The sequence below is a fragment of the Leifsonia sp. EB34 genome, assembly GCF_041260585.1.
Classification (GTDB): Bacteria; Actinomycetota; Actinomycetes; order Actinomycetales; family Microbacteriaceae; genus Leifsonia.
Window position 1 is genome coordinate 1,805,249 of record NZ_JBGCCV010000001.1, and the last position, 26,202, is coordinate 1,831,450.

Genomic DNA, 26,202 nt, shown 5'->3' on the forward strand with positions numbered 1-26,202 from the left:
GGAGTCCACGCACCACCGCACCCGCACCACCGCACCACCCAGCCCCGAAAGGCGATCCCCATGCAAATCCGTGGCCGTTCCGCGATGGTGCTGATCGCGCCGGCAGCCCTCATCTTCGCCGTGTTCGTGATCTACCCGCTGATCCGCGGCGTGCAGCTCAGCTTCACCGACGCGATCGGGCCGAGCGGCGGCAACTTCGTCGGGCTGAAGAACTACCTGCACGCGCTGTCGGACCCGACCGTCCTGCACGCCCTCGGCAACACCATCGTCTACACGATCGTGGTGGTGATCGTGCAGAACGGCCTTGCCCTCCTCGTCGCGTTCTGGCTGTTCAAGCTGGAGCGCGTGCGCAACTTCGTGCGGGCCGGCCTCCTGCTGCCAGCGATGATGGCCTTCGTGGCCGTCGGCTACCTGTGGTCGTACATGTACTCGCCGCTCGGAGGCCCGATCGACGACGTCATGAACGCCCTCGGCCTGCACTGGCTCGAGCCGATCTGGCTCGGCGACCCGCACACCGCGCTGATGTCGATCGCCGCCATCTACATCTGGATGTTCCTCGGCTACACCGCAACGATCTACCTCGCCAACTACCTGGCGATCGACCCGGCGCTCATCGAGGCCGCGAACCTGGACGGCGCCGCGGGCTGGCGCCGGTTCTGGAGCATCGACTGGCGGCTGCTCGCGCCGTCCTTCACGATCAACATCACGCTCAGCGTCATCGGGTCGCTGCGCGTGTTCGACCTGCCGTTCATCATGACGCAGGGCGCCCCCGAGGACGCGACGCAGACGCTGAGCCTCGTCATCTACAACAACAGCTTCGCGAACTACCAGTTCGCCTACGGCACGACGCTCGCCGTCCTGCTGCTGATCCTCACGATCGTCGTGGGCGTCACGCAGGCGACGCTGCTGCGCCGACGGGAGGCCGACCTCGCATGACCGCACTCATCAGCCAGGAGACCGAGGCCGCCCGCGACGACCGCGCCACGCCGGAGGGCCACTCTGCCCGCGCTCCGCGGTTCCGCTCCCGCCGCTTCCGCAGCCGCGCGTCGACGGTCATCGCCTCCGTCATCCTGCTCGCCTTCACGGCCGTGGTCCTCACGCCGATCTGGGTGCTCGTGATGGTGTCGTTGCAGCACGGGAACTCGTCGCCGTCGAACCCGTTCGCCCTCCCGAGCCCGATCGACGTCCAGAACTACGTCAACGCGTTCCAGAACATGCACTACCTGCGCAGCGTCGGGAATACGCTCATCATCACCCTCGCGACCGCGGTCATCACCGTGTTCGCGGCCTCCCTCGCGGCCTGGGCGATCGTGCGGCACACCCGGCGCTGGACCCGCACGCTGTACCAGGTCTTCGTCTCGGGGCTGACGATCCCGATCTTCGTCGTCCTCACCCCGCTCTACGAGGTGATGCAGAAACTCCACCTGCTCGACAGCTACATCGGCATCGTGCTCGCGTACACCGCCACGATCATGCCGTTCGCCGTGTTCTTCTTCGCGGGCTTCCTGCGCACCGTGCCGCCGGAGCTGGAGGAGGCCGCGGCCGTCGACGGCGCCGGGCTGATCCGCACCTACTGGAGGATCGTCTTCCCGCTGCTGCGCCCGGCGACGGCAACGCTGGCGATCTTCGTCATCCTCCAGGTGTGGAACGACCTCATCCTGCCGCTCGTGCTGCTCTCGTCGGACGACAAGCAGACGGTCACACTCGCGGTCTACGCGACGATCGGCACGCACACGATGAGCCCCGAGCAGCTTCTGCCGACGCTCGTGCTCGGCGTGCTGCCGCTGTTCATCGTGTTCCTCGCGCTGCAGCGGTACGTCGTCGCGGGGATCGCGGTGGGGGCGGGGAAGTAGGCGCGCCCCACACCCACCTCAGCGTCCAGCGGCCGCGGGGAGGCTCAGCGCCCTCGCGCCTCCATCGCGTCCAGCACTGCCATATCCTCCGCGCTCAACTCGAAGTCGAGGTCGGCGTTCTCCGCGATCCGGTGCGGCGTCGTGGACTTCGGCAGCGGGAGGACGCCCTTCTGCAGCACGTACCGCAGGCTCACCTGCGCGCCGGTCTTGCCGTACTTCTCCGCGATCAGCTCGATATCCTCGTCCCCGATGAGCCGTCCGGTCGCGAGCGGCGAGTAGCCCTCCACGAGGATGCCGCGCTCCTGGCAGTAGGCGGTCGTCTCGGGCTGCGTGTGCCCGACGAACCAGCGGATCTGGTCGGCGTGCGGCACCACGCTCGTCCCGGCGATGAGCGACTCCAGGTCGGCCACGACGAAGTTGCTCACGCCGATGGAGCGCGTCCGCCCGGCGTCGTACAGCTCCTCGAACACCTTCCAGACCTCGATGTTCCCGGCGCGGTGGTCGCTGCCCTGGTGGTTCCACGGCCACGGCGCGTGGATGAGGTAGAGGTCGATCGGGCCGAGGTCCAGCAGCTCGGACGACCGCTCGAACGCGTGGCGTGCACCCGCGGCGTCCTTCACCTCCGCCGGGCACTTGGTGGTGATGAAGACGTCCTCGCGCGCCAGGCCGCTGTCGCGCACCGCCCGTCCGACGCTCTCCTCGTTGCCGTAGGCGCGCGCTGTGTCGATGTGCCGGTAGCCGACGTCGAGCGCCGTCCGCACCGCGTCGTAGGTGAGGGGGCCGGCCGGGATCTGCCAGGTGCCGAACCCGACCTTCGGGATCTCGACGCCGTTGGACAGGGCGAAGGTTTCGGTGAGGACAGGCATGAGGGGGCTCCTTTCGCGGGGCGGATGCCGGTCATGGTAGCCCCCCGTCGTTGCCGGCGGCTCGGTGCCGTGGGTAGCATCCGAGCCATGTCCACTGATGAGCGCAGGCCGAAGACCCGCCGGACGCCGAACCTCGCGATCACCGTCCTCGTGACCATTTACGTCGTCGCGCTGATCAGCGCGATCGTCCTGTACTTCGTCGGCTTCGCCATCCGCGCGACCGACGCCGCCGGAGCCGCGGAGGTGTTCGCCTGGGGCAACCGGCTCGGCGTGCTCGGGGTGCTCGGCGGGATGCTGCACCTGGCGGTCGGCGCCGTCCGGCACATCGTGGAGGACAACGCGCGCGGATGACGGATCCGGCGAGGAGCACACCATGACCACCGATCGCATCCCGTCGGCCGCGCCGTTCGTCGCGGTGATCGGCGCCACCGGCCGCCAGGGCGGCTCCGTGGTCGACGCGCTGCTGGAGCGCGGTGCCCGCGTCCGCGCCCTCGTGCGCGATCCCGGCGCGGCCGGCGCCCGGAGCCTCGCCGACCGCGGGGTGGAGCTGTCGGCGGGTGACCTGGACGACGCGGTGTCCCTCGACCGGCTCTTCGCGGGTGTGGACGCCGCCTTCGCGATGACCACGCCGCGCGGCGGGATCGAGCACGAGACGGCCTCCGGGATCGCCGCCGCCGACGCGGCTGCCCGCGCCCGGGTGCCGCACTTTGTCTTCAGTTCGGTCGGCGGCGCCGAGCGGCACACGGGCATCCCGCACTTCGAGAGCAAGCGCCGCGTCGAGGAGCACCTCGACGCGCTCGGGCTGCACCGCACGATCATCCGGCCGGTGTTCTTCATGGACAACCTCGCCGCCCGGTCGGTGAGCGTCGAGGACCGCCGGGTCGTCGTCCGGATGGCGCTGCCGCCGCACGTCCCACTGGAGATGGTCGCGGTGCGCGACATCGGTCGGGTCGCCGCGGCCATCCTGCTGGGCGGTACGCCCGTGGAGGGAGCGAGCCTGGAGATCGCGGGCGACCGCCTGACCGGGGACGACATCGCGGAGGCGGTCGGCCTCCACGCCGGGTTGCCCGCGCGCTACGAGGCGCTGCCACTGGAGGCCGTCGCTCCGTTCGGGGACATGGCGCAGATGTTCCGGTGGTTCGCCGAGACGCCCGCGTACCAGGCCGACTTCGCCACGACGCGGGAGATCGACCCGGAGCTGCTTGACCTCGACGCGTGGCTGGCGCAGTCGGGGTGGAGACCGGGAAGCGACGGCGGCTAGGAGTCCCCAGCCGCCGTCACCGGGTTCGCGGAATCCTGCGGCCTCAGCGGTGCCGTGGCTTGCGGGGCGGCCGCTCGTCGCGGTCATTGCGGGACGGCCGGTCGTCACGGTCGTACCGGGCCGGGCGGTCGTCCCGGTCACGGCGCTCCCGCGGTCGCCGCTCCTCCCACTGGCCGCGCTCGCGCCGCGCACCGGGCCCACGGTCCGGCCGGATCTCGATGAGCTTGCCGCTGATCCGGGTGTCCGACAGGCGGCTCAGGGTGTCCGCCGGGAGGTCCGCCGGCAGCTCCACGACCGAGAAGTCCGGCATGATCCGGATGTGGCCGAAGTCCTCCCGGCTGAGGCCGCCCTCGTTGGCGAGCGCGCCGACGATCTGGCGCGGTTCCACCTTCTGCCGCTTGCCGACTTCGATGCGGTAGGCGGCCATCGGCTTGTCGCTGCGCTCGCGCCGCGCGCCCCGCTCGCCCCGCTCCCCGCGCTCGCCCCGGCCGCCCCGGTCGTCGCGTCCGGCGGAGCGGGTGTCGCGCCCGTCCCGCTCGACGCTCCGCGCCAGCGCGTCGTTCTCGTCCAGCAGCAGCGGCTCGTCGCCCTGCGCCACGACCGCGAGCGCCGCGGCCACGTCGGCCTCCGGAACATCGTGGTGCTCCACGTAGTGCCCGATGATGTCGCGGAACCGCGCGATCCGCTCGTCCTGCCCGAGCGCCGCGGTGATGGCGTCGTCGAAGCGGGCGAGGCGGGTGACGTTGATATCGTCCACGCTCGGGAGCTGCATCTGCGTGAGCGGCTGGCGGGTGGCCTTCTCGATGGCGGTCAGCAGCCGTCGCTCGCGGGGGGTGACGAAGCTGATCGCCGCTCCGCTGCGGCCCGCGCGGCCCGTACGCCCGATGCGGTGGACGTACGACTCGGTGTCGACCGGGATGTCGAAGTTGACGACGTGGCTGATCCGCTCGACGTCGAGGCCGCGCGCCGCCACATCCGTGGCCACCAGGATGTCGAGCTTGCCCGACTTGAGCTGGTCGACCGTCCGCTCGCGCTGGGCCTGCGCGACGTCGCCGTTGATCGCCGCGGCCGAGTAGCCGCGGGCGCGCAGCCGCTCGGCCAGCGTCTCCGTCTCGTTCTTGGTGCGGACGAAGACGATCATCCCCTCGAAGTTCTCGACCTCGAGGATGCGGGTGAGCGCGTCCACCTTCTGCGGGTACGACACGACCAGGTAGCGCTGGGTGATGTTGGGGGAGGTCGTGGTCTTGGTCTTGACCGTGACCTCTTCGGGATCGTGCAGGTACTTCTTGGAGATGCGGCGGATCTGCGCCGGCATCGTCGCCGAGAACAGTGCCACCTGCTTGTCGTCCGGGGTGTCGGCGAGGATCGTCTCCACGTCCTCGGCGAAGCCCATCTTCAGCATCTCGTCGGCCTCGTCCAGCACGAGGTAGCGCAGCTCGGAGAGGTCGAGCGTCCCCTTGTCGAGGTGGTCCATGATCCGGCCGGGCGTGCCGACCACGATGTGGACGCCGCGCCGCAGCGCCGAGAGCTGCACCCCGTAGCCCTGGCCGCCGTACACCGGCAGCAGGTGCACGCCCTTCATGTGGGCGGCGTAGCTCTCGAACGCCTCCGCGACCTGGAGGGCCAGCTCGCGCGTCGGCGCGAGGACGAGCGCCTGCGGGATCTTCTGCGAGAGGTCGAGCCGCGACAGGATCGGGAGGGCGAACGCGGCCGTCTTGCCGGTGCCGGTCTGGGCGAGGCCGACGACGTCGCGGCCCTCCAGCAGCAGCGGGATGGTCGCCGCCTGGATGGCGGACGGGGTCTCGTAGCCGACGTCCTTCAGCGCCTTCAGGACGTGCGGGTCGAGTCCCAGGTCGGAGAAGGTGAGGGAGGCCTCCGTCTCGGCGGCGTCTCCCGTGGGGGCACCTGCGGCCTCGGTCTCGGTCGTGTCGGTGGTCTCGGCGGGGTCGTTCTCGGGCGTGCTCACCCTTGAACGGTAGTCGCCACCTCCCGCAAGCGCACCTCCGCGCGCGGCGGGACGACCGCCGGATGCGTTCCCGCCATCCGCTCGAGCACCCGGACGACCTGGCAGGAGTAGCCGTATTCGTTGTCGTACCAGACGTATAGCACCAGGTTGGTCCCGTCCGCGATGGTGGCGAGGCCGTCCACGATGCCGGCCCGGTGCGACCCGACGAAGTCGCTGGAGACGACCTCCGGGGACTCCACATAGTCGATCTGCTGGCGCAGCGTGGAGTGCAGCGACACCCGGCGCAGGTAGTCGTTGACCTGCTCCTTCGTCGCCGGCCGCTCCAGCGTCAGGTTCAGGATCGCGAGCGACACGTCCGGGGTGGGGACCCGGATGCTGGAGCCGGTGAGCTTGCCCGCGAGCGACGGCAGCGCCTTGGCGACCGCCTTCGCCGCCCCGGTCTCGGTGATGACCATGTTGAGCACCGCCGACCGCCCGCGCCGGTCGCCCTTGTGGAAGTTGTCGGTGAGGTTCTGGTCGTTGGTGAAGGAGTGGACCGTCTCCACGTGCCCGCGCGCGATGCCGTAGGCGTCCTGGAGCGCCTTGAGCACCGGGGTGATCGCGTTGGTGGTGCAGGAGGCCGCCGAGACGATGCGGTCGGCCTCGGTGATCGTGTCGTCGTTGATGCCGTGCACGATGTTCTTCAGCGGCGACTTGCCGGGAGCCGTGAGCAGGACCCGCGCAACGCCCGGGCTGGCCAGGTGCTGCGCGAGCCCGGCCTCGTCCCGCCAGCGGCCGGTGTTGTCGACCACGATCGCGTCGCGGATGCCGTAGGCGGTGTAGTCCACGTTCGTCGGGTCGTCGGAGTAGATGACCTGGATGCGCGTCCCGTTCGCGACCAGCGCATCGTTCTCGGCGTCGACCGTGACGGACCCGGGGAACGGCCCGTGCACCGAGTCGCGGGCGAGGAGGCTGGCGCGCTTGTCGAGGTCGTTGTCCGACCCTCGACGCACCACGATGGCCCGCAGGCGCAGCCCGTTGCCGTTGCCGGCGTGGTTGATGAGGATGCGCGCGAGCAGCCGCCCGATGCGGCCGAAGCCGTAGAGCACCACGTCGGTCGGCCCCGCCGCGGGGGCGTTGTGCGCGCCGTCGAGCTCCGCCCGCACCCGGGCCTTCACGTCGCCGTCGTCCAGCCCGCGCACCGACATGGCGAGCCGCGCGACGTCGATGGAGGCCGGCGCCGGCGCGTTCGCCAGCAGCGCGGTGAGCACGGCGGACGTCTCCCTCAGCGTCAGCTCCTCATGCCCGAGCTCGCGCGCCCGGTCGTGCACCGCGATGACCCCGGTGGCGGACAGGTTGATCAGCCGGTGGCCGTGGATGGAGGTGACCACGCCATGGTCGCGGTAGAGGCGCCCGATGAGCGGGATGAGCTGCTCGGCCTGCACCTCCCGCTCGACCCACGCCGCGCGGTGGGACTCGAAGGCGTGCGGGTGGTCGGTGTTGAAGGTGGTCACGCTCGGTACTCAGGGCCCTTCCGCGTCGGATGGACGCGTCTGTTCGTCAGGTGCGGAGGTCGCCCGCATTGCGACGGTAGTGGGTGAATGGCTGTTCTTGGTGCGCCTTGGCACTGAAAGTTTCCGCGATCTTTCGCGTGCGGCAAGAAGCGTGTGGGTTGGCGCGGGGTGCCGCGTGTATGCAAACATGAGAAACACTCAGAAACTCTTGCCGTAGAACGCTGCGTCTGCCACAATCCCCTCTTGTCGCGGGGAAGGACGAGAACGATGGAAGAAGCGGAGAACGACAACCCGGACCGGCTGTGGCAAGAACCTCCTCCCGAGGTGGTAGCGGAGAAGTACCGGGAGCAAGGCCTGCATATTCGCAGCGAGGCGCCCGAGCCGCTCACGGTGGAACAGGCCGATCTCGGTACGAAACTCGCCACAGCACCGCCGGACGGATCCAGTCGCCCCCACCGGCTCGTCGTGATCGGGGGTTCCATCAGCCAAGGCTTCCAATCCTTCGCCATCTTCAACACGGATCATTCGTGGCCCGTCCTGGCTGCTGAGGCGTTCGGCTTCGGCATCACCCATCCCGTATTCGCCGATCCGAGACACGTGCCTGGAATGCCGCTGAACCTCGAGGGCCTGGCCCGCTCACTCAACGAAGCGTTCCCGGGGATCAAGTGGTACACCTGGATACCGGAATTGCTGCAGGCGAGAAGCCTCGCTAAGCAGGTGCAGACATACTGGACCGACGCCGAACTCGACCGACGCAACGGTGGTCAGGACCCGGCCTACGAGAATCTTGCCTGTTGGGGCTTCGACATCCGAGACTGCCTCTCCGCGTCACGAGAATGGTGCCGCGAGCAGGTGAAGGACACGAGTAACCCGTCACGGTTCTTGGTCGCTCACGCCCAAGAGCGCTCCGCTCTGATCACCCTCTCCGGAGGCAAACTGGGCGACAGTGCCACCACCCAGATCGCCGCTGCCCAATCACTCGGCGCTGAAAACAATGGTGCAGGAATCGAGACTCTGGTCGTGGAGTTGGGTGCCAACAACGCGCTCCGCAGCATCGGTGAACTCAAGATCCACTGGAGCAAGGAGGGCTTCGACAACGTCGATCGCAAGAGCAAGTTCAACGTCTGGACGCCGGAGCATTTCGAAATAGAGCTCGGCCGGCTTGCCGACGAGGTGAAGCGGGTGAACGCGGCGCACACCATATGGATGACGGTTCCGCACGTGACGATCGTGCCGCTCCTTCACGGCATCGGGCAGAAACCCCCCGACTCGAGATACTTCGTTCGGTACACGCACCCGTGGCTCAGTGACGGGTTCAATGGAAACCAGGACCCGTGTCTGACCGCAGATGATGCGCGAGCAATCGATGCGGCAATCGACCAATACAACTGGGCGATCAAGAAGATGGTGCACGCGGCTCGAACCGACCCGGCAGACCCGCGAGACTGGCTGCTCGTCGACCTGTGCGGTCTCCTGGATCTGCTTGCCTACCGGCGATACCAGGACAGTCCCCAGTCGCAGCCGACATGGTGGACCCGTCACCCCGACCCCCTACCGCCGGCGCTGCTTGCACTGTCGCCACGACCCGACAGTAGGTTCTTCCTGGAAGACAAGCACGGCCGAACCCAAGGAGGCCTCTTCTCTCTCGACGGCGTTCATCCCACCACCATCGCGTACGGCCTGCTCGCGGAGAACGTGGTGCGGGTCATGGCCGACGTGGCTGGTGTCCGACCGGGCGATGGTCGCGTTCGCCCGCAGATAAATTTTGACGCGCTGATCGCGCGGGACACCCTAGTGAGCGAACCGATCCCTCGACTGACCGACGACTACCACGTGGTCGGCATCGCAAGCCATGTGCTCGACCTCGCACAGGCCATTTTCGGGAAGAGCCCGGCCACACCCAAGCGCGGACGGCGCACTCCGCTGCGCCGCCCACACCTCCGGGTTTGAAAGTCTTGTCTACTTCCGGACACACCGGCGGGCGAAATCCGAACTCGAGGATGGGGGACAACCGTGAGCGTGACGGTCCTCGCCGCTGGCGGGGCCTTCGTGCTCTTGCCGGGCGCGTGGCCCGCGTTGCCTCTGGCGATCACCATCCTGTTCGCCGTCGCAGTCGGGGCGGCACTGCTTGTTCGACGGCGCGGGCGGTGACATAACCGTGGCAGGACCCCGGCCATCCGACGACCGCGACGAAAATGGAGGCTTCCCTCCGATGAGATCGATCCATGCGGATGACGTGCGCGCGTCGAATCCGTGGTGGCTCGTCAGCAACACCCGCGGTTACGCCCTATTCATGGGTATCTTCTACCCGCTGGCCGGCGGCGTCTTCCTCGTGAGCTGGTTCGTCACCGGCAGATGGTGGAATCTCCTGGTAGGGGTGAGCTGGCTTGTTCTCGGCGCGGCCGCATGGGCAAGCGTCGCCTGGCACAAGCGCAACCGCCCCCGGAGCGGCCGGGACGGCCGAACCGACAGTGGTCGCAGTGACGACTAGGGTCTCGTCGGCGCAGATCGCGCATCGCGAGGAGCGTCAGCCGCGCCCTCGTCTGTGCCTAGCGAAGATGACGAATCCTACGACGCCGGCGCCGATGAGGACGATTCCGATGATCAGCGGTTCAACCCCGATCCCGCCGGTCTTCGGAGGTAACGCGAACGCCGTGATGACCGCGAAGACGCCGAACAGGAGCGCGGACGTCGAAGTCCACGGGAGCACCCAACTGCGTCGATTCACTCTGTCCCCTCACCGTGCTGCCGTCTGAGCTCGTCGCGGAGCGTGGCGCGGCCGTTACGGACCTTCGGCACGCCCTGAAAGATGAGGAGCCCACCAGAAGTCAGCAGGCCGACCGCGATCCCATGCCAACCAGAGTGCGGCACAGGCAAGATGAATACCTCAACGACGACGCCGACAGCCAACGCGACCGCCGCCACCCCAAGAAGACCCCAGGCGGCCCGGATCTCCCGCCTTGCAATACCGACCGCCGGAGTCTCCACCAGGTGCTCGCCGTCCACTGACGGGTCGGGAGCGGGCTCGCCGTCAGGGTCGTCGTTCACTTTGCGTCCCGCTCATCGGCGGGAGCGTGCTCGCCATCCGGGTGCCGACGGTAGTAGAGGTAGGCTGCCCAGCTGCTGATCGCGATGAACCCAAGACAGGCGAAAGTCACGAGCTGGGCAATCCACAGCTGCGTGAACGGAAGGAGAATCAGGTCGAAGACCGCCAAGGCGGTCGACGGAGTCGCCAGCCGCAGAGCCCTCGACCGATTCCGAGAATAACTCACGACCCGAACCGTACGCCTAGCCGTCAGCGTCTTCGAGCGGCCTGCGCCGCCGCCTGGCCGCCGCGGCCCACGATGAATAGCGCCCAGAGAATCCACGCGACCGGCGACGCGCTGTGGAGAGCCCATGTCAGCAGCAGACCCTCAATCGCAAGAACCACGCGCGTCGCTGTGTAAACGAAAAGTCCCCGTCGGGTGCCGCACCTTCTCAAGCCCTCGGGAGATGCCGGCTCGAAAGACGATGAACATGATCCCGATCACCAGGACGTTGATTCCGATTCCGCTCGCCCCAGAATCTCAGGCTCGGGCTGACCTTCATGAGCGAACTGTACGCCGGAACCCGCCGAGCCGACATCGAAACATGACAGTTGCTCATCGTCGGATGAAGGGATACCGTGTGCAGCGCCCGCCGGACGGCCGGATGCTTGACGGAGGCGGTGAGGAGTCGCTTTGGCGGACCGACGCGGACGCGGCAACGTATCGATCGCGCCCGGATACGTCACCCGTCGGCAATCGCGCTCGGATCCGTACTCGCGCTCTCCCCGATAGCGCCGGCTAGGCGGCGGCGATTGGCGGGTGCTACCTCATCGCAACGATTCCTGCGCTACTACGACTCAGATTCGGGCGCTCCCGAAGTGAATGAGCAACGCGAGATCAAGGAGAGACCTTCGTGAACGATAAGAAGATGCAGGTGCCTGGCATGCGAACAGTCGCTGTCACATCCTCATTGGTTGCCGTCGCCTCATTAGTCAACCTGTATTTCGTGGGCGGTAGGCCAGTGGTGACATCGACGGCTTGGATGGTGTTCGCGTTGGCCGCAGTCAACGCCATCTTCGCTTTCAACACCTGGTCCTCCAACCGCGCCCGATAGGCCGCCCTTTCATGCGTAGACCCGATAGAGCCCCTACCTATCTCTCCCTCTTCGGGATGAAACCCCTGAGCATGTTCCAGCGCAAACGGATGCTCTTCATCTCATCCCTCGCGTCGTTCGCCGCCGCGGCGCTCGTTCTCCTTCTCATCCCAGAGCTTCCCGCGCCCCGGCCGCCGCTTGTCCCGTTCTTCATAGCGGCAGCGATACTGGCGGCTTGGGGTGTCACCGCCGCAATTCTCGCCGGACGGAGCCGGCAAAGTTGAAGAGCTCACATAACCACCGGCCGCGCCTCGCGACACCTGCACGTACCCGGCAGCACACGGAACGGAGAGCCAGCGATGCCTAAGCGCGCATGCTTCGCCGGTCGGGTGCGACGGAGCCACAAATGAGCGGCGACTCGGGCCTGTCTGCAACAAAGGCAGGGGGGTCTGATTCGGCGGCGCGAATCCCTCGGCAGGTCACTGTCGCGTTCTGGCTCTACCTCATCGTCGCCGCCCTGGTTCTAGTTGGAGTTGTGCTCGCGGCGATAACCGTCGAGCCGGCCACGGCTCACCTGCCTCATAACAGCAGGCTGGCCGCAGACGTGGCTACGAGTGCGTTCGTGCTCGGTGTGGGTTTCGCCGCGACCGTCGGGGTCGTGTACGCCGCCGCGTACGTGGTGTCCGCCGTGTTCCTGCGACGCGGCGCGAACTGGGCGCGCATCGTCCTGCTGGTCGTGACCGCCTTCTCACTGTTCGGTGTCCTCGGCGGGTACGGGGTCGGAGCGGTACGTGCCGTCGTCGGGGTCGTGGCTACGGTGCTGATTTTCGTCAAACCGGGGAGCGAATACTTCCGGCCGCGTCGAGTAGCGGGGCAGCGGAACGGAGCGGGGAGCATTCGATGACCGAGACTGCGGACTCGGCGGAGGTTCGGTGGCGTGCAGCGGACCGGCTCGCAGAAGGTGCCACTGACGACCGGATGGGCCGCAGACGATCGCGCTTGCTGACGTGGGTGGTAGGCCTTCTCGTCGTGTCATGGCTGATCGGGTTCGCGCTTGCCATCCTTCTCCCACGGCCGTCGTACCGCGGGTCAGGCGGAGGCATCGGCGGCATAGCGGAGCTGGTGTTGGTCGTCCTGGGGATCCTTGTCGGGCTCGCTGGATTCATCTGGGGAAGAAGAACCGGCCATTACGTGCCACGGTGGCGGGCGGTCATGAGCCCGCTGAACCGCGCCGAGCGCAAGGCAGTGATGAAACAGATCCGAGGTAAGCAAACGCTCGACACAGAGCACGCAGCCACGATCATCGCCGCAGGACAACAAGCGCGCCGGGCAACCCTCGGGCTCGTACCCATCTACACGGGCGCCGTTCTCATGACCATCGGGATAGCCCTCAACACCACCTCGACACTCGCCCTCATCCTCTTCATCGTGGCGATCGCCTGCTACCTCGGCGCCGCAATCGCACTACTGATCAACTACCGACAGATAGGAGCATTCCTGAGACAGCACAGGGGCCGCCCCGATAATGCTGGACGAAGCTGACCTCAAAGGGAACTCGGCAGTATGAAGGCTAACGCAAGCACAAAGCGCGAACGCCAATGGAGCGGGTTCGCGCTGGGTGTGGCTTTCGTCTTGATCGGCGTTGTTCCCGGAATCCTCTCCGGGTGGCAGCACGTCAACTACATCTTCGCTGTCGGAGGCGCCGTTATCGCGGTCGGAAACCTGATCTGGATCCTCTGGTCTCGACGACAGGCCCGGCACGAACCCGGCTCTGACACGGAACGGAGGCCCGGCGATGAGTAAGCGCGGCTACTACTGGACGGCGCTGCTCGGCACCGTGGTCGTCCTCGGCATCATCTACGTGGCGACCCTCCACCGCTAAATCGGCTGATCGCGCAACCCGGCCGTTTCCTCGCCCTTGTCAGCCGAGGATCGTCTGGAATATGACAAACACAGTGGAGCGAGTGACGGGAATCGAACCCGCGCTATCAGCTTGGGAAGCTGAAGTTCTACCATTGAACTACACTCGCGCGGCCCAAAATCCCAGATAAACACTGGGAAGTAAGGCTGCGGCCCAGACTACCCGGTCAACGGTTTTTGGCCAAACTCACCGTTAATCACCGCTGTGAGAATCGCGGGATCCGGATGAGCTTCGCTGGCCACGCTCACGGAGTTCGCCTCCGCGCAGCCGATTCACTTCTTGTCGGAAGAGCTGCTCTCGGTGGCAGAGGCCGCGCTGTCCGAATCCTTGCCCGCTGCCTTGATGTCCGCCGCGGCGGCATCGTCGACAGCCTTCTCGACGATCCGGTCGGCCTTCTCGAGCGCCGTGCGGATCTTGACCTCGCCGGGGTTGGAGACCAGTGCGATGATGCCGGAGTGGCCGGGTGCGATCGCGTCCTCGAGCTCCTTCGCCAGCTCCTTCTTGTGGTGGCGCTCACGCAGCTTCCCGATGAGGCCGCCGCCTGCGCCGACCACGAGGGCGCTGCCGATGATCGAGGGCGGGAACAGCACACCCAGGACCGCGCCGCCGACAGCGCCCCAGGTGAGGCCCTCGCGAGTGCTGTGATCGGTGGCCTTCTGAACTTCGAGCTTGCCGCCCGTGTCCCGTCTGACGACGACGACTCCGTCGATCTTGACCGTCGCGCCGTCCTCGACCTTCTTGAGTGCTTCGTACGCCTCCATTGCGATCTCGGTGTCCGCGAAATCGGCGGCGATCAGCGTGTAGGCGCCGTCGCTGATGCCCGCCGCCGTCACGCCGACGCCCGTGTCATCTGCGCCGGTCCCGTCCGCGGGAGTGGATGTTGCGTCGCTCATGTCGGGTCTCCTTGAAGTGGGGTGACTGCCGTTTCGGCCGCAAGTATAGGGAGGGGCTTCGCTTGTGGCTATGCCGGATGCCGGCGTCGGCTAGTTCCGACGATCGGCGTCCGAATCGGGTATAGCCATCCGGTCGCCCATGGTCGTACCTTTCGGCCACGCGAGGCGATCCTCGCCCCGCGGAAGGAGCGCCGTCGCTATGACTTTCTGGGATTTTCTCGTCTGGTCCTTCTGGTTCTACCTCGTGGTCGTCTGCATCTCGATCTTCATCCGCGTCTTCATCGACCTCTTCCGCGACCCCGAGCTCAATGGGTGGGCGAAGGCCTTGTGGGTGCTGTTCCTCGTCGTCGCACCCTTCCTGGCAGCCTTCATCTATCTGATCGCGCGCGGCGGGCGGATGGCGCAGCGCAGCATGGCCGGCGCACGGCAGGCACAGGCGCAGTCCGACGACTACATCCGCTCCGTGGCGGGGAGCACCTCTCCAGCGGCCGAGATCGAGGCGGCCAAGCAACTCCGCGACAGCGGCGCGATCACGCCTGCGGAGTTCGAGACGCTCAAAGCCAAGGCGCTCGGGACGGTGGCATAACGGAGGAGTCTTCGTTCGCAGGGATGACCTTGTTCCGCGACTCGGCCGTGCGGTAATACGAGCGCATGCCCCGGATTCGCGGTGAACGTCCGAACCTGGTCCCGATCGTCGGCCAGCTCCGGTCCTACCGTCGCGCGTGGCTCCGGGGTGACCTGATCGCCGGGGTCACCGTCGCTGCCCTCATCGTCCCGAAGAATCTGGGGTACGCCGGAATCGCGGGCGTCCCGCTGCAGAACGGGCTCTACGCCGCCGCAGCGGGCGCGATCCTCTACGCGATCTTCGGGACGAGCCGGCAGATCTCGATGGGGCCCAGTTCCGGTCTCGCGGCGGTGGCGGCCAGCGCCGTGCTCGCGGCGGGTATCACCGGCGAGCAGGACGTCGCTTCGTTCGTCGCGGGCATCACCCTCGCCTCCGGCATCCTCTTCCTGCTGCTCGCCGTCTTCCGGATGGGCTGGATCGCGCAGTTCCTCTCGCGGGCCGTGGTCACCGGCTTCCTCTTCGGCGCGGCGATCGACGTCGTGATCGGGGAACTGCCCAAGCTCACCGGGACCGAGACCAGCGGCGCCAACCCGATCCAGGAGCTGTGGTCGTGGGTCGGGACGCTGGGCGAGGCGCACCGCACGACGGTCCTGGTCGGGGCCGTCTCGCTCGTCGTCGTCTTCGGGCTGCGGGTGATCGCTCCGCGGGTCCCGGGCGCTCTCGTGCTCGTGGTGGGCGGCCTGCTGGCGTCGGCGCTGCTCGGCTTGGAGGCCAAAGGCGTCGCGGTGGTGGGAAAGGTGCCGCGGGGCCTGCCGTTGCCGAAGCTCCCGAACGGGCAGCTGCTGTGGGAGCACGCGGGCACTGTCGCACTGGCCGCTGTGGCGCTGGTGATGATCGGCTTCTCACAGACCGCGGGCGACGCGCGCACGTTCGCGGCCAAGCACGGCTACCGGATCGACATCAACCAGGAGTCGGTCGCCCAGTCCGCCGCGAACATCGGCGCAGGGCTTTTTCAGGGGATGCCCGTCTCCACGAGTCTGTCGGCGAGCTCGCTCAACGACCGCTCGGGCGCCAGGACCGGGCTGGCCTCGCTCACCTCGGGCGTCACGGTGCTGCTGACCCTGCTGATCCTGGCACCGCTGTTCTCGATCCTTCCCAAGGCGGTGCTCGGAGCGCTGATCATCGAAGCGGTGGTCAGCGGCATGATGGACGTCCCGGAGATGCGGAGGCTGTTCCGGGTGAAGAAGGTCGACTTCTGGATCGCGATCGTCGCGCTCCTCGCCACCCTGGTTTTCGGTGTGCTCGCCGGTGTGATCATCGGGATCGGGCTTTCCCTCGTGTGGCTGGTCGCGGTGGCCACCCACCCGGAGATGCCGACCCTCGGCCGCGAGCGAGGAACCCAGGTGTTCCGGGAGGTGGACGCCCACCCGGGCGACGAGATACTGCCCGACGTGGCGGTGGTCCGTTTCGACGGCGGGCTGTTCTTCGCCACAGCGGACGCTCTGGAGGACCACCTGCGCGACGTCATCCAGGCCAACCCGGACCTGACCGGCATCGTGCTCGACTGCGGCGGCGTGAACTTCGTCGACGCCCAGGGTGCGGCCACGCTCGCGGACGTCGTGACCCTCGCCCGCGACGCCGGCGTCCGACTTCGCTTCACGCGGCTGAAGCCGGGCCCGCGAGCCGTGCTCGAACGCGAGGGAGTGGTCGAGCTCATCGGGGCCGACCACATCCACGGCAACATCCACCGGGCGGTCGAGGCGGAGAGGAACACCGCTGCCGGGCGAGGCGACGACGGAGGCTGAGCCGTTCGGCGACGGAGAACTGCCGACGGTTCGCGCGCTCTCAGGGGTCGTGCCGCGGCTCGTAGCTGACGAGCCCGACCGTGTTGCCTTCGCTGTCCTCGATGAACGCCATCCACTCGTCGTTGCCGGCGGGGCCGATCGCGTCGTCCGCGTGGGTGAAGATGACGTGCGGTTCGGTGACCACTCTCACGCCGTCGCTGCGCAGCCGCTCCACGGTCTCGGCCACATCGTCCACCTGGACGTAGACGAGTGCCGACGGCGCGCCCTTCTCCAGCAGGAGGCGGCCGATGCCGATGTTGAAGAACAGCAGGCCCGGTGGGTCGAAGCGGGCGGCCGGGGCCTCCCCGAGCAGGTTTTCGTAGAAGGCCGCGGCGCGGTCGAGGTCGTCGGCGTGCTGTGCGACCTGCAGAATCTCCACGCGCTCAGTATCCGGCGAGCCGGACTCCAGCGCCAGCCCTGCCGACCGCCTGTGCGTCACGCGTCCTGCGGCGCGAAGCTCGCCAGCGGCCGGTCGTCGCGGACCACGTATGTGGACAGCATGCGTCCGGTGCCCGGGCCCAGGTCGCGGGCGTTGTGCGGCGTGTTCGGCGGGATGAGGAACCCGCTGCCGGCATCCAGGCGCAGCGTCGCGCTTCCCCGGAGCTGCATCTCCACCGTGCCGGCGAGGATGTAGCCGACCTCCTCGCCCGGGTGGGTGTGCCAGCCGGATTCGACGCCTTCGGGGATCTCGGTCAGCACCTGCACGATGATCCGGCCCGGGATCGAGGATTCCGCGCGCTGGACCTCCGTGCGGTGCAGGCGGCCCGCGAGGTCGTCGCGTTGCGGGTCGGCGCCCATCAGCGGACGGCTTCGAGTGCGCGGAGGATCACATCGGTCACGGCGCGCGGCTGGGAGACCATGATCAGGTGCGACCCCTCCAGCTCGGTCAACTCGGCGCCGGCGTTGCGCGCCATGGCGAGGAGGACGTCCGAACCGGCCGCCTTGTCGCCGGTGGCCACGACCGCCCAGGAGGGCAGCTGCCGCCAGGCCGGAGGGCCGTTCTTCTCGTCGAAGGCGGCCGCCGCGACGGGGCGCTGGGCGGCGGCGAGCACCGCTCCCTGCTCCGGCGGCAGGTCTCCGGCGAACACCCGGGGGAACTCGGCTTCGTCGACGAACAGCTCGACGGCGGGCTGCCCGTCCGGACCGGGGAAGGTCTTCTGCACCAGGGCCGGCCCGAGCGCGCTGTCGCGCGAGGTGCCCTCGATCTCGCCGAGCGACTGGCCCTCGTCGGGCGCGAAGCCGGACACGAAGACCAGGCCCCGGACGGTGTCGAGGCCCGTGGCCGCGTTGCTGATGATCGCTCCGCCGTAGGAGTGCCCGACCAGCAGGGCGGTCCCGTCGAGTTGCTGCACGACGCTGCGCAGATAGTCGGAGTCGGAGGCGATGCCGCGCAGTGCGACAGCCGGGCCCAGGACGCGCACCCCCTCCGCCTGGAGCAGCCGGATGACGCCGGCCCAGCTCGCCGCGTCGGCGAACGCGCCATGGACCAGGACGACAGTCGGATCGGAGTTGCGTGTGTCGGACATCGTGGCTTCCTTCGCACGATCGACGTCAGCGTGAGTGATCGCCGGCGGTCGCCGCTGTACGCCGCCGGCGTCCGGGCGACCCGGGCGACGCGGCCAGTGTACCGAGAATTGCCTAGCCCGGCTAGAGATTCAGGATTCAGCTCACTCGCGACGTCGGAGGTTGTCCGCGATGCTCGCCAGGGTGCCGTCGAGGGCCTGCTGCATCCCGTCGAACTCCTCGGTGGTGTGGATGGTCAGCTCCACCCGGTCCTCCGCCAGGCGCAGCGAGCCGTGATAGTCGTGCGGTCCGGGCGCAGACCAGCGGACCTCCCGTGCGGCGTGGTCGACGTCGAACTCCGCGACGGAGGTCACGGTCTCGTCCTCGCCGTCGCGGTCCGCGTCGACGTGCGCGGTCGTCTCGACCTTGCCGTCGGGGAGTTCGTGGGCCGCCGTCATGCGGGGGAAGTACGCCGGGAGGTTCTCGGGGTCGGCGATGTAGTCGAAGTATTCGTCGGCGTCGCCGTCGAGCGGTCGGGTCGCGGTGTATGTAGGCATGGCGCGACGATACGTCCGGCGATCCGCGCGTGTCAGGGGTTGACCGGAGCGGCGGCCGTTGTCGTCCGTGCCCGGAGCAGGAGCGCGATCGCCGCGGCCACGATCCACACCTCCTGCAGGATCGACATCGCGATGGCGGCGATCAAGCCGGCCGTGCTGAAGATGGCCGCGATCCCGGCGAGCTCGAAGAGGCCGGCGACCACGAGTGCGAGCGGGGCGAAGGCGCGGGGAAGCACGGCGGTGTGGCGCAGCGCCAACCCGGTGGCCGCGAACAGCAGCGGTGCCGGGGCCAGCGGGAACACCCTGGCGAACACCCCGTTGCTGAGCGTGAAGGCGGTGGAGACGCCGGCGCCGGAGCCGGCCGCCGCGGCCATCGGGACCGCGATGAGGAAGGTCGCCTCCATCACCACGACGCCGATCAGGAGCGCCGCGCCGACGGTGACGAGCCGGCCGACGAAGCAGGCGCCCTTGCCCGTGCGTGTGGCGAGCACGAGGAAGAACACGACGCTCAAGAGGGCGCCGGTGACCTGGAGCCAGGCGCCGGCGTAGAAGAGCGACTCGTGCGAGCGCGCGTACGCGGTGAGCTGGGCGTCGGTCCCGCCCGCATACGGCCAGCCCGCGACTACGGGGGCCGCGAAGTAGACCGTCAGGAGCACCGGTCCGGCGATGCCGAACCAGCCGCCCACCCGGGCGATGCGAGGGCTGGCGATAGCGGGGTCGATCGCGGGGTCGGTCATGGGAGGTCCTTTCGACATCGTCGTCGGTGCGCTCGGTCAGATCCTTCCACGTGACAGGATCGGGTGCGTGGACTCCGAGCCGTACATCGTGGCGGCCGACCGTGGACCGCGGCGGAGCCAGGCTCGCCGGATCGCGATCGTGCTGGGGCTGAATGCCGCTCTGATCGTCGGGCTGGTCGTCGTGGGTCTGGCCGCCGGGTCGGTGAGCGTGCTGGCCGCGGCGGGCGACACCGTCGCGGACTGCTTCGCCCTGGGCCTCGGGCTGGTCGCGATCGCTCTGCGGGATCGCGACCCCGGGCACCCGCACGCGAACCGGCCCATCGCCGTTGCCGCGCTGGTCAACGGGACTCTGCTCCTCGTCGTCACCGCGACGGTGGTCGGGGAGGCGATCGGCCGGCTGCGGGAGGGCTCGCCGCCGGTCGACGGACTCCCCGTGGTGATCGTCAGTCTGGTGACCATGGTCGTGATGCTGGCCGGCGCCTTCGTCCTCGGCTTCTCCGCGCGCGACGAGGACCTCCACATGAGGTCGGTGCTCCTGGACGCGCTGGCCGACGCCGCGGTCGCCGCCGCCATCGCGGTCGCCGGCCTCATCATCCTGCTCACCGGCGGCGCGTATTGGCTGGACCCGGTCCTCGCGCTCGGTGTCTCGATGGTGATCGGGGTCGCCGCGGTGCGGCTGATCGTGAAGGCCGTCGCCGCGTTGCGGGGCGGAGCCGTCGACTTCGGCGACGACTGAGCGCGGTCGTCGTATCCGCGCTCACACGGTTTCGGGAGCACCGCCGATCCGCTTGCGCCAGCGCGCCGAGTAGGAGGAGGCGACGAACCCGATCGCGTCGTTGACCTCCAGCATCGGGCGGTTCTCCTCCGCGTTGACCGTCTCCACGAGCCCGCAGCCGGGGAAGCGGGCGGTCAGTTCGCGCAGGTTGGCGAGCTTCAGCAGCATCCCGAGCCGGTGGCCGCGGTGCTCGCGCAGCACCAGGGTGTCCATCTGCTCCGCCGGGCGGTCGGACTCGCTGGACACGTCGAGCTCGGTGAACCCGACGGCCTGCCGGGTCGCCTCGTGCACCACGATCGAGGTCAGTGCGACACGCGGGCTGTCGGCCCAGAGGTCGTCGACGGCGCGGACGCGCTCCGCCGTCCAGACGTCGGTCAGCTCGATGCCGGCGTTGGGGGCGTCGGAGCTCATCCGGGTGCGCAGCAGCGCGATCGACTCCACCCACTCCTCGGGCGTCCGGCCCTGCCAGGAGACCGTCCGGTAGCCGGTGGACGCGGCGACCGTCTCGGCGAGGAGGGCGGACAGTGCGTCCGGGTCGAGGGGGAGCGACAGGGCGCTGATGCGCCCGACCTGTTCGAGGGAGAAGCCGTGGCGGAGCAGGAACCGGGTGGACGGGAGGTCGATCGGCACCGACCCGAACCCCGTCGGCGCGGGGACGGCCTCGCCCGCGACGTCGGCCGGGTAGGTCGACTGGTTCTGGAGGGTGGCGCGGCCGGCCTCCTGGGCCAGCTCCTCCAGGCGGTCGTAGAGCGCCGAGCCGATGCCGCGGCCGCGGAGCTCCGGGAGGACGGAGACCGCGCCCCAGCATTCCGGCGCGCCGGCCGGCAGCGCCAGGTTCGCGCGGGCGACGACACGGCCGTCGACCTTGGCGACGAGCCCGACCATCTGCCTCGACTCGTCCAGCCAGTCCGGCAGCAGCTCGGCCGCGGTCATGACCGCGCCGCCGTGGCCGCGCTGCTCCGCTTCGACGGCGCTGCGCACCGCGGCGAAGGCGACGAAATCCGCCGCGTCCGCGGCGTCGACGCTGGCCGGGACGACGAGCGGCTCGATGGTGAAGCCCCTGAGGGTGGTGGTGCTCTCTGACGTAGACATGAAACCTCTTCGTGTGCAGGGTCGATCGACTCACCCACGGTCGTGGGGAGGAAGGGGCTCGCTGCTAGAGGATCACGAGGGAGAGCATTCCACAGCCGCTGCCCGCAGAGCAAGGACAGTGCACGAACAGAGCACGAACAGGGGCGAAATCCGATGGCTGCGCCGAGCTCCCGGGGAGTACTCTTCCCGGTGTGGACCCACTCAGGCGTGTGCAGAGCTGCACAGGCGACCCGGCGGAGGCCGACGCGCTGTTGCGCGAGGCGGGCGGACGGTTCGCGTTCTCCCGCGATCCCGGATCCGACTTCTCGTTCCGGGTGAACCAGGTGGGCGACGAGGGTGTCGCCGTCGGGGTGTACCGCATCGATGGAGAGTGGCAGTCCGACGGCGAATTCGACCAGTTCGGCGTCCACGGCGTCTTCTCCGGCGACTACCGCTGGGAGATCGACGGCGACCGCGACTCCGGCTACGCGACCCCGTTCCTGTCCCGGCCCGGGCACGAGTTGTTCGGCCACGGCGACGACTTGACGATCGTCAACGTCTACCTCACCCCCGAACGCCTCACGGAGGTCGCGCGCCAGGTCTACGCGGACGATCGCCTCGACCCCGCCTTCGAGTCGCCCCGGCCGGTCGACCCGCAGCGCAGCCTGGCCATGCTGCAGACCCTCCAGGTGGCTTCGGAGTACGTGCTGTCCGGGATGATCGAGCATCCCCTGGTACGCGCGAGCCTGTTCCACCAGCTCGCGGTCGGCGTGCTCGAGACCTTCCCGCTGGAGCGGGACGGCCGCCGCGCCCCCGTGACGCGGCGCGGCGAGGCCGACGTCTACCGGCGCGCGAAGAGGTTCATAGACGACTGCCTCTCCCTCCCGATCACCCTCGGCGACGTCGCCGCCGCGGCCGCGACCGACCTCCACACGCTCAACGCGGTCTTCCGGTCGCGCACGGGCACGGGCGCTGGCACCTATCTGCGCCAGGCCCGGCTCGCGGCCGCCCGGCTCGACCGGCGCAGCGAGCCCGGCCTGACTGACGCGGCGCTGGCGGCCCGGTGGGGGTTCGCGTCGGAGGACCGGTTCCGCCGCGCGTACCAGTCCGCGTTCGGGGCGACGGAGGGCGTCTGACCGCTGGATGACCCGCCCCTGACGAGTCTCGCCCGGCGTCGGGAGTACCGTGCGCTCTGTGTTCGAGGGATTCGTCGAGGACGACATCGACGTCGGTGACGCGGTCATCCATGTGCGCCACGGTGGAGACGGGCCGCCCGTCGTCCTGCTGCATGGGCATCCGCGGACGGGCGCGACGTGGCACCGTCTCGGGCCGCTGCTCGTCAGCCTCGGCTATCGGGTGGTCGTCCCGGATCTGCGCGGCTACGGCCGTTCGACGGCGCCGGAGCCGCTCCCGGATCACGCGCAGGCCTCGAAACGGGCGATGGCGGAGGATGTCGTCGCGCTGATGCGTGAGCTGGGTCACGAGCGCTTCCTGCTGGCCGGGCACGACCGCGGCAGCTATGTCGCGTTCCGGCTGGCCATGGACCACCCGGACGCCGTTCCCGCCGTCGCACTGCTCGACTGCATCCCGATCGTGGAACACCTGGAGCGGATCATGCCCGAGTTCGCCACCGCCTGGTACCACTGGTTCTTCTTCGCGCAGCCGGACCTGCCGGAGCGCGTCATCTCGGCCGACCCGGACGGCTGGTACGGGGGCGACGCCGACCTCATGGGCGCGGAGAACTTCGAGGAGCGGCGCAGAGCGATCCACGATCCCCGGGTCGTGCGGGCGATGCTGGAGGACTATCGCGCCGGACTCGGCGTCGACCGGCTCGCCGAAGAGGCCGACCGCGACGCCGGCCGCAGACTCCGGATGCCGCTGCTCGTGCTCTGGTCGAGCCGGGACGACCTGGAAGCGCTGTTCGGCGATCCCCTGGCGATCTGGCGGGCCTGGGCCGAATCGGTGGTGGGCGGCCCGATCGAGTCCGGGCACCATCTGGCCGAGGAGGCGCCGGAGGAGCTCGCGGCCACCCTGGCCGGGTTCTTCGGTCGTTCAGCTATAGCTCCGATCCGCAGAGCGTGGTGGACGTGATGCGGCCCGCTGTGCGCAGTCGTCCCGGTGCGGCTCCCGCGATCGTCGTGACATTCGACGACGGTCCTGTCGACGTCCCGGCGAAGACCGTCCTCCTGCTGCACGGCATCGGCGTGAGCTCGCGGTATTTCCACCGGCTCGCTCCCGAGCTCGCGCAGGACAGCCGGGTGATCGCTGTGGATCTGCCCGGATTCGGGCGTGCGCCCAAGCCCGGGCATCGCCTGACCGTGGAGGACTTCGCCGGCCTCGTCGCTGCGTTCATCGACTCCCGCGGGTGCGGGCCTGTCGTGGTCGTGGGCCACTCGATGGGCGCCCAGATCGCCACGAGTCTGGCGCGGCAGAGGCCGGACCTCGTGACCGCCGTGGTGCTGGTCGGGCCGGTCATGCCACCCGCGGACGCGACGCCGGTGCGGGCGGCGGCCCGGCTGCTGGTCGACACGCTCCGCGAGAGCCCGCACAGCAACGCGCTCGTGTTCACCGACTACGTCCGTTGCGGCTCGCGGTGGTATCTGGCCGTGCTGCCCTCCATGCTCGCCTACCGCGTCGAGGACGACCTCCCGGCCCTGGCAGTGCCTGTCACGGTCGTCCGGGGCGCGCGCGACCCGATCGCCCGCGCGGAGTGGTCGCGGGCGATCACGTCACTGGCCGTGAGTGGCCGGTTCGTGGAGGTCCCGGGGGCCCCGCACGTGGTGATGCTCAGCCACGCCCGGGAGGTCGCTCGGGAGGTTCGGCGCCGGCTCTCTCCCGAAGAGTCGCCGACTCGGCAGTGAGCGCCTCCTGCGTGCGGGGATGACAACGGCGCGGCGCCGGCCGAAGCCGTGCGCCGCGCCGTCGTCCCCCTCGCCGGTCACGCGTCCTGGACGCGCTGTCCTGCCTCTTTGGCGTCGTCGGCGACGTCGCCGGCGCGGTCGGTCGCCTCGGCCCTGACCGTCTCGACGGACTCCTGCGCGGTCTCCTTGACAGCCTCCACGGCCTCCTGGGCCGGCTGCTTGAGGTCGTTCGCGATCTCCTTGCCCACCTCCGCGGCCTCCTGCAGCATCGGCTGTGCGGCGTCCTTGGCCTTGGCGGCGAGCTCCTGCTCCTTGTCGCTGGCCGGGATCAGGGAGGCCGCGAGGAGGCCCAGGCCGAAGGCGACCAGTCCGACTGCGACCGGGTTGCCCTCCGCCTTGGCGACCACGCGGCGGCCGGCGTCGGCCGTGGCGTCCTTCGCGTCGTCGAGGGCGTCGCCGGTCCGCGCGGCGACGGAGCGGTGCGCGTGCCCGCTGTAGTACTCGTCCTCGTCGTCGGAGCCCATGATGCGCTGGGTGAAGGAGTGGAACGCGCCCTTGACCTTGCGCTTCTGGCGGTCGGCGATCTTGCTCGGGGTGACCTTGTCGGCCAGGGCGTCGACGTCGCCGCTCAGGCTGCGGCGGGTGTTCTCGATTTCGGCGCGGATCACGTCGGGGTCGTCGGTCATCGGTTCTCTCCGTTTCGTTTCAGAGTCTCGGGGAATTCTTTGACCGTCTCGACGGTCTGCGGCATCCCCTTCACCGCTTTGAGCTGGTTGCGGCCGGTCAGGTAGAGGACCAGCGCCACGATGGCCCAGATGATCGCCACGACCACCCCGGACCAGGCGTTGCCCATCAGGTAGCCGAGAGCCCACCAGAGCGCGATGGACAGGAAGAGCACCGCCATCAGGGCGGCGTACCCGGCGCCGCCGAGCAGCCCGGCCCCCTTGCCCGTGCGCGTCGCGGTCTGTTTCAGCTCGGCTTTGGCGAGTTCCACTTCCTGACGGACGAGTGCCGAGAGGTCGCGACTGACTTCGGCGAGCAGGTCCCCGAGGGACTCGCGCTCCGCCCGACGTTCGGAGGGGGTGGGCTGATCCGTCACAGCGAGCCCCCTGGACGGAGGTCGCCGGTGGAGGCGCTCCCCATCGTGCCGCCCGGGATCGCGCTGCCGGCGGGCGGCAGCGCGGGGGAGACGCCCGTGGTGTGTGCGGAGTGCGCCGGCGCGCCGGCTCCGCTGCCGCTGTCGTCCGCGGACGCGAGCGCCCTGGTCAGCCGCCCGGCGAGGACGCCGGTGAGCGCGGCCGCGGCGATGAACGTGCCGGGATTGCGTCGCGCGTACGACTTGACCTCCCTCAGCAGCGATCCAGGGTCGCGGTCGTCGAGCCAGCGTGCGACGGACTGCGTGCGGTCCGCCGCCTGGCCGACCAGGTCGCTGGCGACACCCTGCTGCTGCGACGACGACGCCATCTGCTGCAGCTCGTCCCCGATGCTCCGGAGTCCGTCGGCCACGCGCTGCTGCTGGATCGCGGCCTGCTCCCTCAGCTCCTGCTGGGTCTGGCGGTAGAGGTCTCTCGCTTGCGCCTTCGTCTCGCGTGCGACCTCGCGCGCTTCGTCCTTCGCGACGTCGGCGACGTCCGCGGCCGCGCCCTTCGCCGATTCGGCGACCCGTGCCGCCTCGTCCTTGGCGACGTCGGTCTTACCGGCCCCGCCGTCGGCCGGCCCGGCGACGGTGCCCGTGGCGGTCGTGCCCTGAGCGGTCGTGCCCTGAGCGGTCGTGCCCTGGGCAGCTGGGCCGCGGTAGGTCTGAGGCGTGCTGGTCGTCTGGCTCGTGCTGTCGAACACCGGCGTAGCGCCGAATTCGTCCCCCGAGTTCGTCATTCTCGACTCCTTTTTCGCTTGTCGGCTGTGGTGGAGTCCATA

General features: G+C 69.1%; 31 protein-coding genes and 1 tRNA gene. 16 read left to right on the forward strand and 16 right to left on the reverse strand.

Annotated elements, in window-relative coordinates:
* Positions 1 to 60 precede the first annotated feature (60 nt).
* Both ABIA36_RS08850 and ABIA36_RS08855 read left to right on the forward strand, forming a co-directional pair.
* Positions 61 to 936 carry a carbohydrate ABC transporter permease gene (locus ABIA36_RS08850; RefSeq protein WP_179604314.1) on the forward strand — a complete coding sequence of 292 codons (876 nt, stop codon included), beginning with the start codon at positions 61 to 63 and terminating at the stop codon, positions 934 to 936.
* Complete coding sequence (locus ABIA36_RS08855) at positions 933 to 1,853, forward strand: carbohydrate ABC transporter permease (RefSeq protein ID WP_369961933.1); 921 nt, start codon at positions 933 to 935, stop codon at positions 1,851 to 1,853. Before ABIA36_RS08850 ends, ABIA36_RS08855 begins: the two co-directional genes overlap by 4 nt.
* Before the next feature lie 44 nt (positions 1,854 to 1,897).
* Here ABIA36_RS08855 and ABIA36_RS08860 read toward each other — a convergent pair whose 3' ends face one another.
* The gene (locus tag ABIA36_RS08860) at positions 1,898 to 2,719 is read right to left on the reverse strand and encodes an aldo/keto reductase (protein ID WP_369961934.1); all 822 of its coding nucleotides are present in this window, start codon (positions 2,717 to 2,719) and stop codon (positions 1,898 to 1,900) included.
* A gap of 87 nt (positions 2,720 to 2,806) precedes the next feature.
* Here ABIA36_RS08860 and ABIA36_RS08865 point away from each other — a divergent pair, with 87 nt between their 5' ends.
* Complete coding sequence (locus ABIA36_RS08865) at positions 2,807 to 3,070, forward strand: hypothetical protein (RefSeq protein WP_369961935.1); 264 nt, start codon at positions 2,807 to 2,809, stop codon at positions 3,068 to 3,070.
* Positions 3,071 to 3,092: 22 nt separating this feature from the next.
* Entirely contained in the window at positions 3,093 to 3,980 is an 888-nt protein-coding gene (locus ABIA36_RS08870) for an NmrA/HSCARG family protein (protein WP_369961936.1), read from the forward strand.
* A 43-nt stretch (positions 3,981 to 4,023) separates the two neighbouring features.
* On the opposite strand, the gene ABIA36_RS08875 is transcribed toward ABIA36_RS08870, so the two are convergent.
* A complete protein-coding gene (locus ABIA36_RS08875) occupies positions 4,024 to 5,832 on the reverse strand; it encodes a DEAD/DEAH box helicase (protein ID WP_369962100.1) in 1,809 nt (602 codons plus the stop codon).
* Positions 5,833 to 5,942: 110 nt separating this feature from the next.
* Positions 5,943 to 7,439, reverse strand: a complete 1,497-nt coding sequence (locus ABIA36_RS08880; RefSeq protein WP_369961937.1) for a glyceraldehyde-3-phosphate dehydrogenase — start codon at positions 7,437 to 7,439, stop codon at positions 5,943 to 5,945.
* Between the two features lie 267 nt (positions 7,440 to 7,706).
* Here ABIA36_RS08880 and ABIA36_RS08885 point away from each other — a divergent pair, with 267 nt between their 5' ends.
* Together ABIA36_RS08885 and ABIA36_RS08890 are read left to right on the forward strand one after the other, a co-directional pair.
* Positions 7,707 to 9,389, forward strand: a complete 1,683-nt coding sequence (locus ABIA36_RS08885; RefSeq protein ID WP_369961938.1) for a hypothetical protein — start codon at positions 7,707 to 7,709, stop codon at positions 9,387 to 9,389.
* Positions 9,390 to 9,651: 262 nt separating this feature from the next.
* The gene (locus ABIA36_RS08890; protein WP_369961939.1) at positions 9,652 to 9,930 is read left to right on the forward strand and encodes a hypothetical protein; all 279 of its coding nucleotides are present in this window, start codon (positions 9,652 to 9,654) and stop codon (positions 9,928 to 9,930) included.
* Positions 9,931 to 9,966: 36 nt separating this feature from the next.
* Here ABIA36_RS08890 and ABIA36_RS08895 read toward each other — a convergent pair whose 3' ends face one another.
* A complete protein-coding gene (locus ABIA36_RS08895; protein ID WP_369961940.1) occupies positions 9,967 to 10,167 on the reverse strand; it encodes a hypothetical protein in 201 nt (66 codons plus the stop codon).
* Positions 10,164 to 10,487, reverse strand: coding sequence for a hypothetical protein (locus ABIA36_RS08900; protein WP_369961941.1), 324 nt, complete (start codon positions 10,485 to 10,487; stop codon positions 10,164 to 10,166). The genes ABIA36_RS08895 and ABIA36_RS08900 overlap by 4 nt, the downstream gene beginning before the upstream one ends.
* An 891-nt stretch (positions 10,488 to 11,378) precedes the next feature.
* On the opposite strand from ABIA36_RS08900, the gene ABIA36_RS08905 reads away from it, so the two are divergent.
* From ABIA36_RS08905 to ABIA36_RS08920, 4 genes are all read left to right on the forward strand, one after another.
* Positions 11,379 to 11,579, forward strand: a complete 201-nt coding sequence (locus tag ABIA36_RS08905; protein ID WP_369961942.1) for a hypothetical protein — start codon at positions 11,379 to 11,381, stop codon at positions 11,577 to 11,579.
* A gap of 56 nt (positions 11,580 to 11,635) precedes the next feature.
* Positions 11,636 to 11,842, forward strand: coding sequence for a hypothetical protein (locus tag ABIA36_RS08910; protein WP_369961943.1), 207 nt, complete (start codon positions 11,636 to 11,638; stop codon positions 11,840 to 11,842).
* Positions 11,843 to 11,964: 122 nt separating this feature from the next.
* On the forward strand, positions 11,965 to 12,462 hold the full coding sequence (locus ABIA36_RS08915; protein WP_369961944.1) for a hypothetical protein: 498 nt from the start codon (positions 11,965 to 11,967) through the stop codon (positions 12,460 to 12,462).
* Entirely contained in the window at positions 12,459 to 13,100 is a 642-nt protein-coding gene (locus ABIA36_RS08920) for a hypothetical protein (protein WP_369961945.1), read from the forward strand. Before ABIA36_RS08915 ends, ABIA36_RS08920 begins: the two co-directional genes overlap by 4 nt.
* Before the next feature lie 414 nt (positions 13,101 to 13,514).
* On the opposite strand, the gene ABIA36_RS08925 is transcribed toward ABIA36_RS08920, so the two are convergent.
* Together ABIA36_RS08925 and ABIA36_RS08930 are read right to left on the reverse strand one after the other, a co-directional pair.
* Positions 13,515 to 13,588, reverse strand: a tRNA-Gly gene (locus tag ABIA36_RS08925).
* A gap of 163 nt (positions 13,589 to 13,751) precedes the next feature.
* Positions 13,752 to 14,372 carry a DUF1269 domain-containing protein gene (locus ABIA36_RS08930; protein WP_369961946.1) on the reverse strand — a complete coding sequence of 207 codons (621 nt, stop codon included), beginning with the start codon at positions 14,370 to 14,372 and terminating at the stop codon, positions 13,752 to 13,754.
* Positions 14,373 to 14,571: 199 nt separating this feature from the next.
* On the opposite strand from ABIA36_RS08930, the gene ABIA36_RS08935 reads away from it, so the two are divergent.
* Together ABIA36_RS08935 and ABIA36_RS08940 are read left to right on the forward strand one after the other, a co-directional pair.
* Positions 14,572 to 14,958, forward strand: a complete 387-nt coding sequence (locus tag ABIA36_RS08935; protein WP_369961948.1) for an SHOCT domain-containing protein — start codon at positions 14,572 to 14,574, stop codon at positions 14,956 to 14,958.
* 65 nt (positions 14,959 to 15,023) lie between these two features.
* Positions 15,024 to 16,742: a SulP family inorganic anion transporter gene (locus ABIA36_RS08940; RefSeq protein WP_369961950.1), complete on the forward strand. Its 1,719-nt coding sequence runs from the start codon at positions 15,024 to 15,026 to the stop codon at positions 16,740 to 16,742.
* Between the two features lie 40 nt (positions 16,743 to 16,782).
* Here ABIA36_RS08940 and ABIA36_RS08945 read toward each other — a convergent pair whose 3' ends face one another.
* From ABIA36_RS08945 to ABIA36_RS08965, 5 genes are all read right to left on the reverse strand, one after another.
* The gene (locus ABIA36_RS08945) at positions 16,783 to 17,160 is read right to left on the reverse strand and encodes a VOC family protein (RefSeq protein ID WP_369961952.1); all 378 of its coding nucleotides are present in this window, start codon (positions 17,158 to 17,160) and stop codon (positions 16,783 to 16,785) included.
* A gap of 56 nt (positions 17,161 to 17,216) precedes the next feature.
* The gene (locus tag ABIA36_RS08950; protein ID WP_369961954.1) at positions 17,217 to 17,579 is read right to left on the reverse strand and encodes a cupin domain-containing protein; all 363 of its coding nucleotides are present in this window, start codon (positions 17,577 to 17,579) and stop codon (positions 17,217 to 17,219) included.
* Entirely contained in the window at positions 17,579 to 18,307 is a 729-nt protein-coding gene (locus ABIA36_RS08955; RefSeq protein WP_369961956.1) for an alpha/beta fold hydrolase, read from the reverse strand. Before ABIA36_RS08955 ends, ABIA36_RS08950 begins: the two co-directional genes overlap by 1 nt.
* 141 nt (positions 18,308 to 18,448) lie before the next feature.
* The gene (locus ABIA36_RS08960; RefSeq protein ID WP_369961958.1) at positions 18,449 to 18,841 is read right to left on the reverse strand and encodes a hypothetical protein; all 393 of its coding nucleotides are present in this window, start codon (positions 18,839 to 18,841) and stop codon (positions 18,449 to 18,451) included.
* Positions 18,842 to 18,873: 32 nt separating this feature from the next.
* Entirely contained in the window at positions 18,874 to 19,578 is a 705-nt protein-coding gene (locus ABIA36_RS08965) for a hypothetical protein (protein ID WP_369961959.1), read from the reverse strand.
* Positions 19,579 to 19,645: 67 nt separating this feature from the next.
* Between ABIA36_RS08965 and ABIA36_RS08970 the strand changes: the two genes are divergently transcribed.
* Positions 19,646 to 20,314, forward strand: coding sequence for a cation diffusion facilitator family transporter (locus tag ABIA36_RS08970; RefSeq protein WP_369961961.1), 669 nt, complete (start codon positions 19,646 to 19,648; stop codon positions 20,312 to 20,314).
* Positions 20,315 to 20,335: 21 nt separating this feature from the next.
* Here ABIA36_RS08970 and ABIA36_RS08975 read toward each other — a convergent pair whose 3' ends face one another.
* Positions 20,336 to 21,445, reverse strand: coding sequence for an N-acetyltransferase family protein (locus ABIA36_RS08975; RefSeq protein WP_369961962.1), 1,110 nt, complete (start codon positions 21,443 to 21,445; stop codon positions 20,336 to 20,338).
* Positions 21,446 to 21,636: 191 nt separating this feature from the next.
* Between ABIA36_RS08975 and ABIA36_RS08980 the strand changes: the two genes are divergently transcribed.
* Genes ABIA36_RS08980 through ABIA36_RS08990 form a run of 3 tightly spaced genes read left to right on the forward strand, consistent with a single transcriptional unit; the run spans position 21,637 to position 24,285 of the window.
* Positions 21,637 to 22,560, forward strand: a complete 924-nt coding sequence (locus ABIA36_RS08980; protein WP_369961963.1) for a helix-turn-helix domain-containing protein — start codon at positions 21,637 to 21,639, stop codon at positions 22,558 to 22,560.
* Positions 22,561 to 22,618: 58 nt separating this feature from the next.
* A complete protein-coding gene (locus ABIA36_RS08985) occupies positions 22,619 to 23,515 on the forward strand; it encodes an alpha/beta hydrolase (protein ID WP_369961964.1) in 897 nt (298 codons plus the stop codon).
* A gap of 11 nt (positions 23,516 to 23,526) precedes the next feature.
* On the forward strand, positions 23,527 to 24,285 hold the full coding sequence (locus tag ABIA36_RS08990) for an alpha/beta fold hydrolase (RefSeq protein ID WP_369961965.1): 759 nt from the start codon (positions 23,527 to 23,529) through the stop codon (positions 24,283 to 24,285).
* Positions 24,286 to 24,362: 77 nt separating this feature from the next.
* Here ABIA36_RS08990 and ABIA36_RS08995 read toward each other — a convergent pair whose 3' ends face one another.
* The 3 genes from ABIA36_RS08995 to ABIA36_RS09005 are packed head-to-tail and all read right to left on the reverse strand — an operon-like array spanning position 24,363 to position 26,160.
* Complete coding sequence (locus ABIA36_RS08995; RefSeq protein WP_369961966.1) at positions 24,363 to 24,971, reverse strand: DUF3618 domain-containing protein; 609 nt, start codon at positions 24,969 to 24,971, stop codon at positions 24,363 to 24,365.
* A complete protein-coding gene (locus tag ABIA36_RS09000) occupies positions 24,968 to 25,384 on the reverse strand; it encodes a phage holin family protein (protein ID WP_369961967.1) in 417 nt (138 codons plus the stop codon). The genes ABIA36_RS08995 and ABIA36_RS09000 overlap by 4 nt, the downstream gene beginning before the upstream one ends.
* Positions 25,381 to 26,160, reverse strand: coding sequence for a hypothetical protein (locus ABIA36_RS09005; protein WP_369961968.1), 780 nt, complete (start codon positions 26,158 to 26,160; stop codon positions 25,381 to 25,383). The genes ABIA36_RS09000 and ABIA36_RS09005 overlap by 4 nt, the downstream gene beginning before the upstream one ends.
* Positions 26,161 to 26,202: the final 42 nt, after the last annotated feature.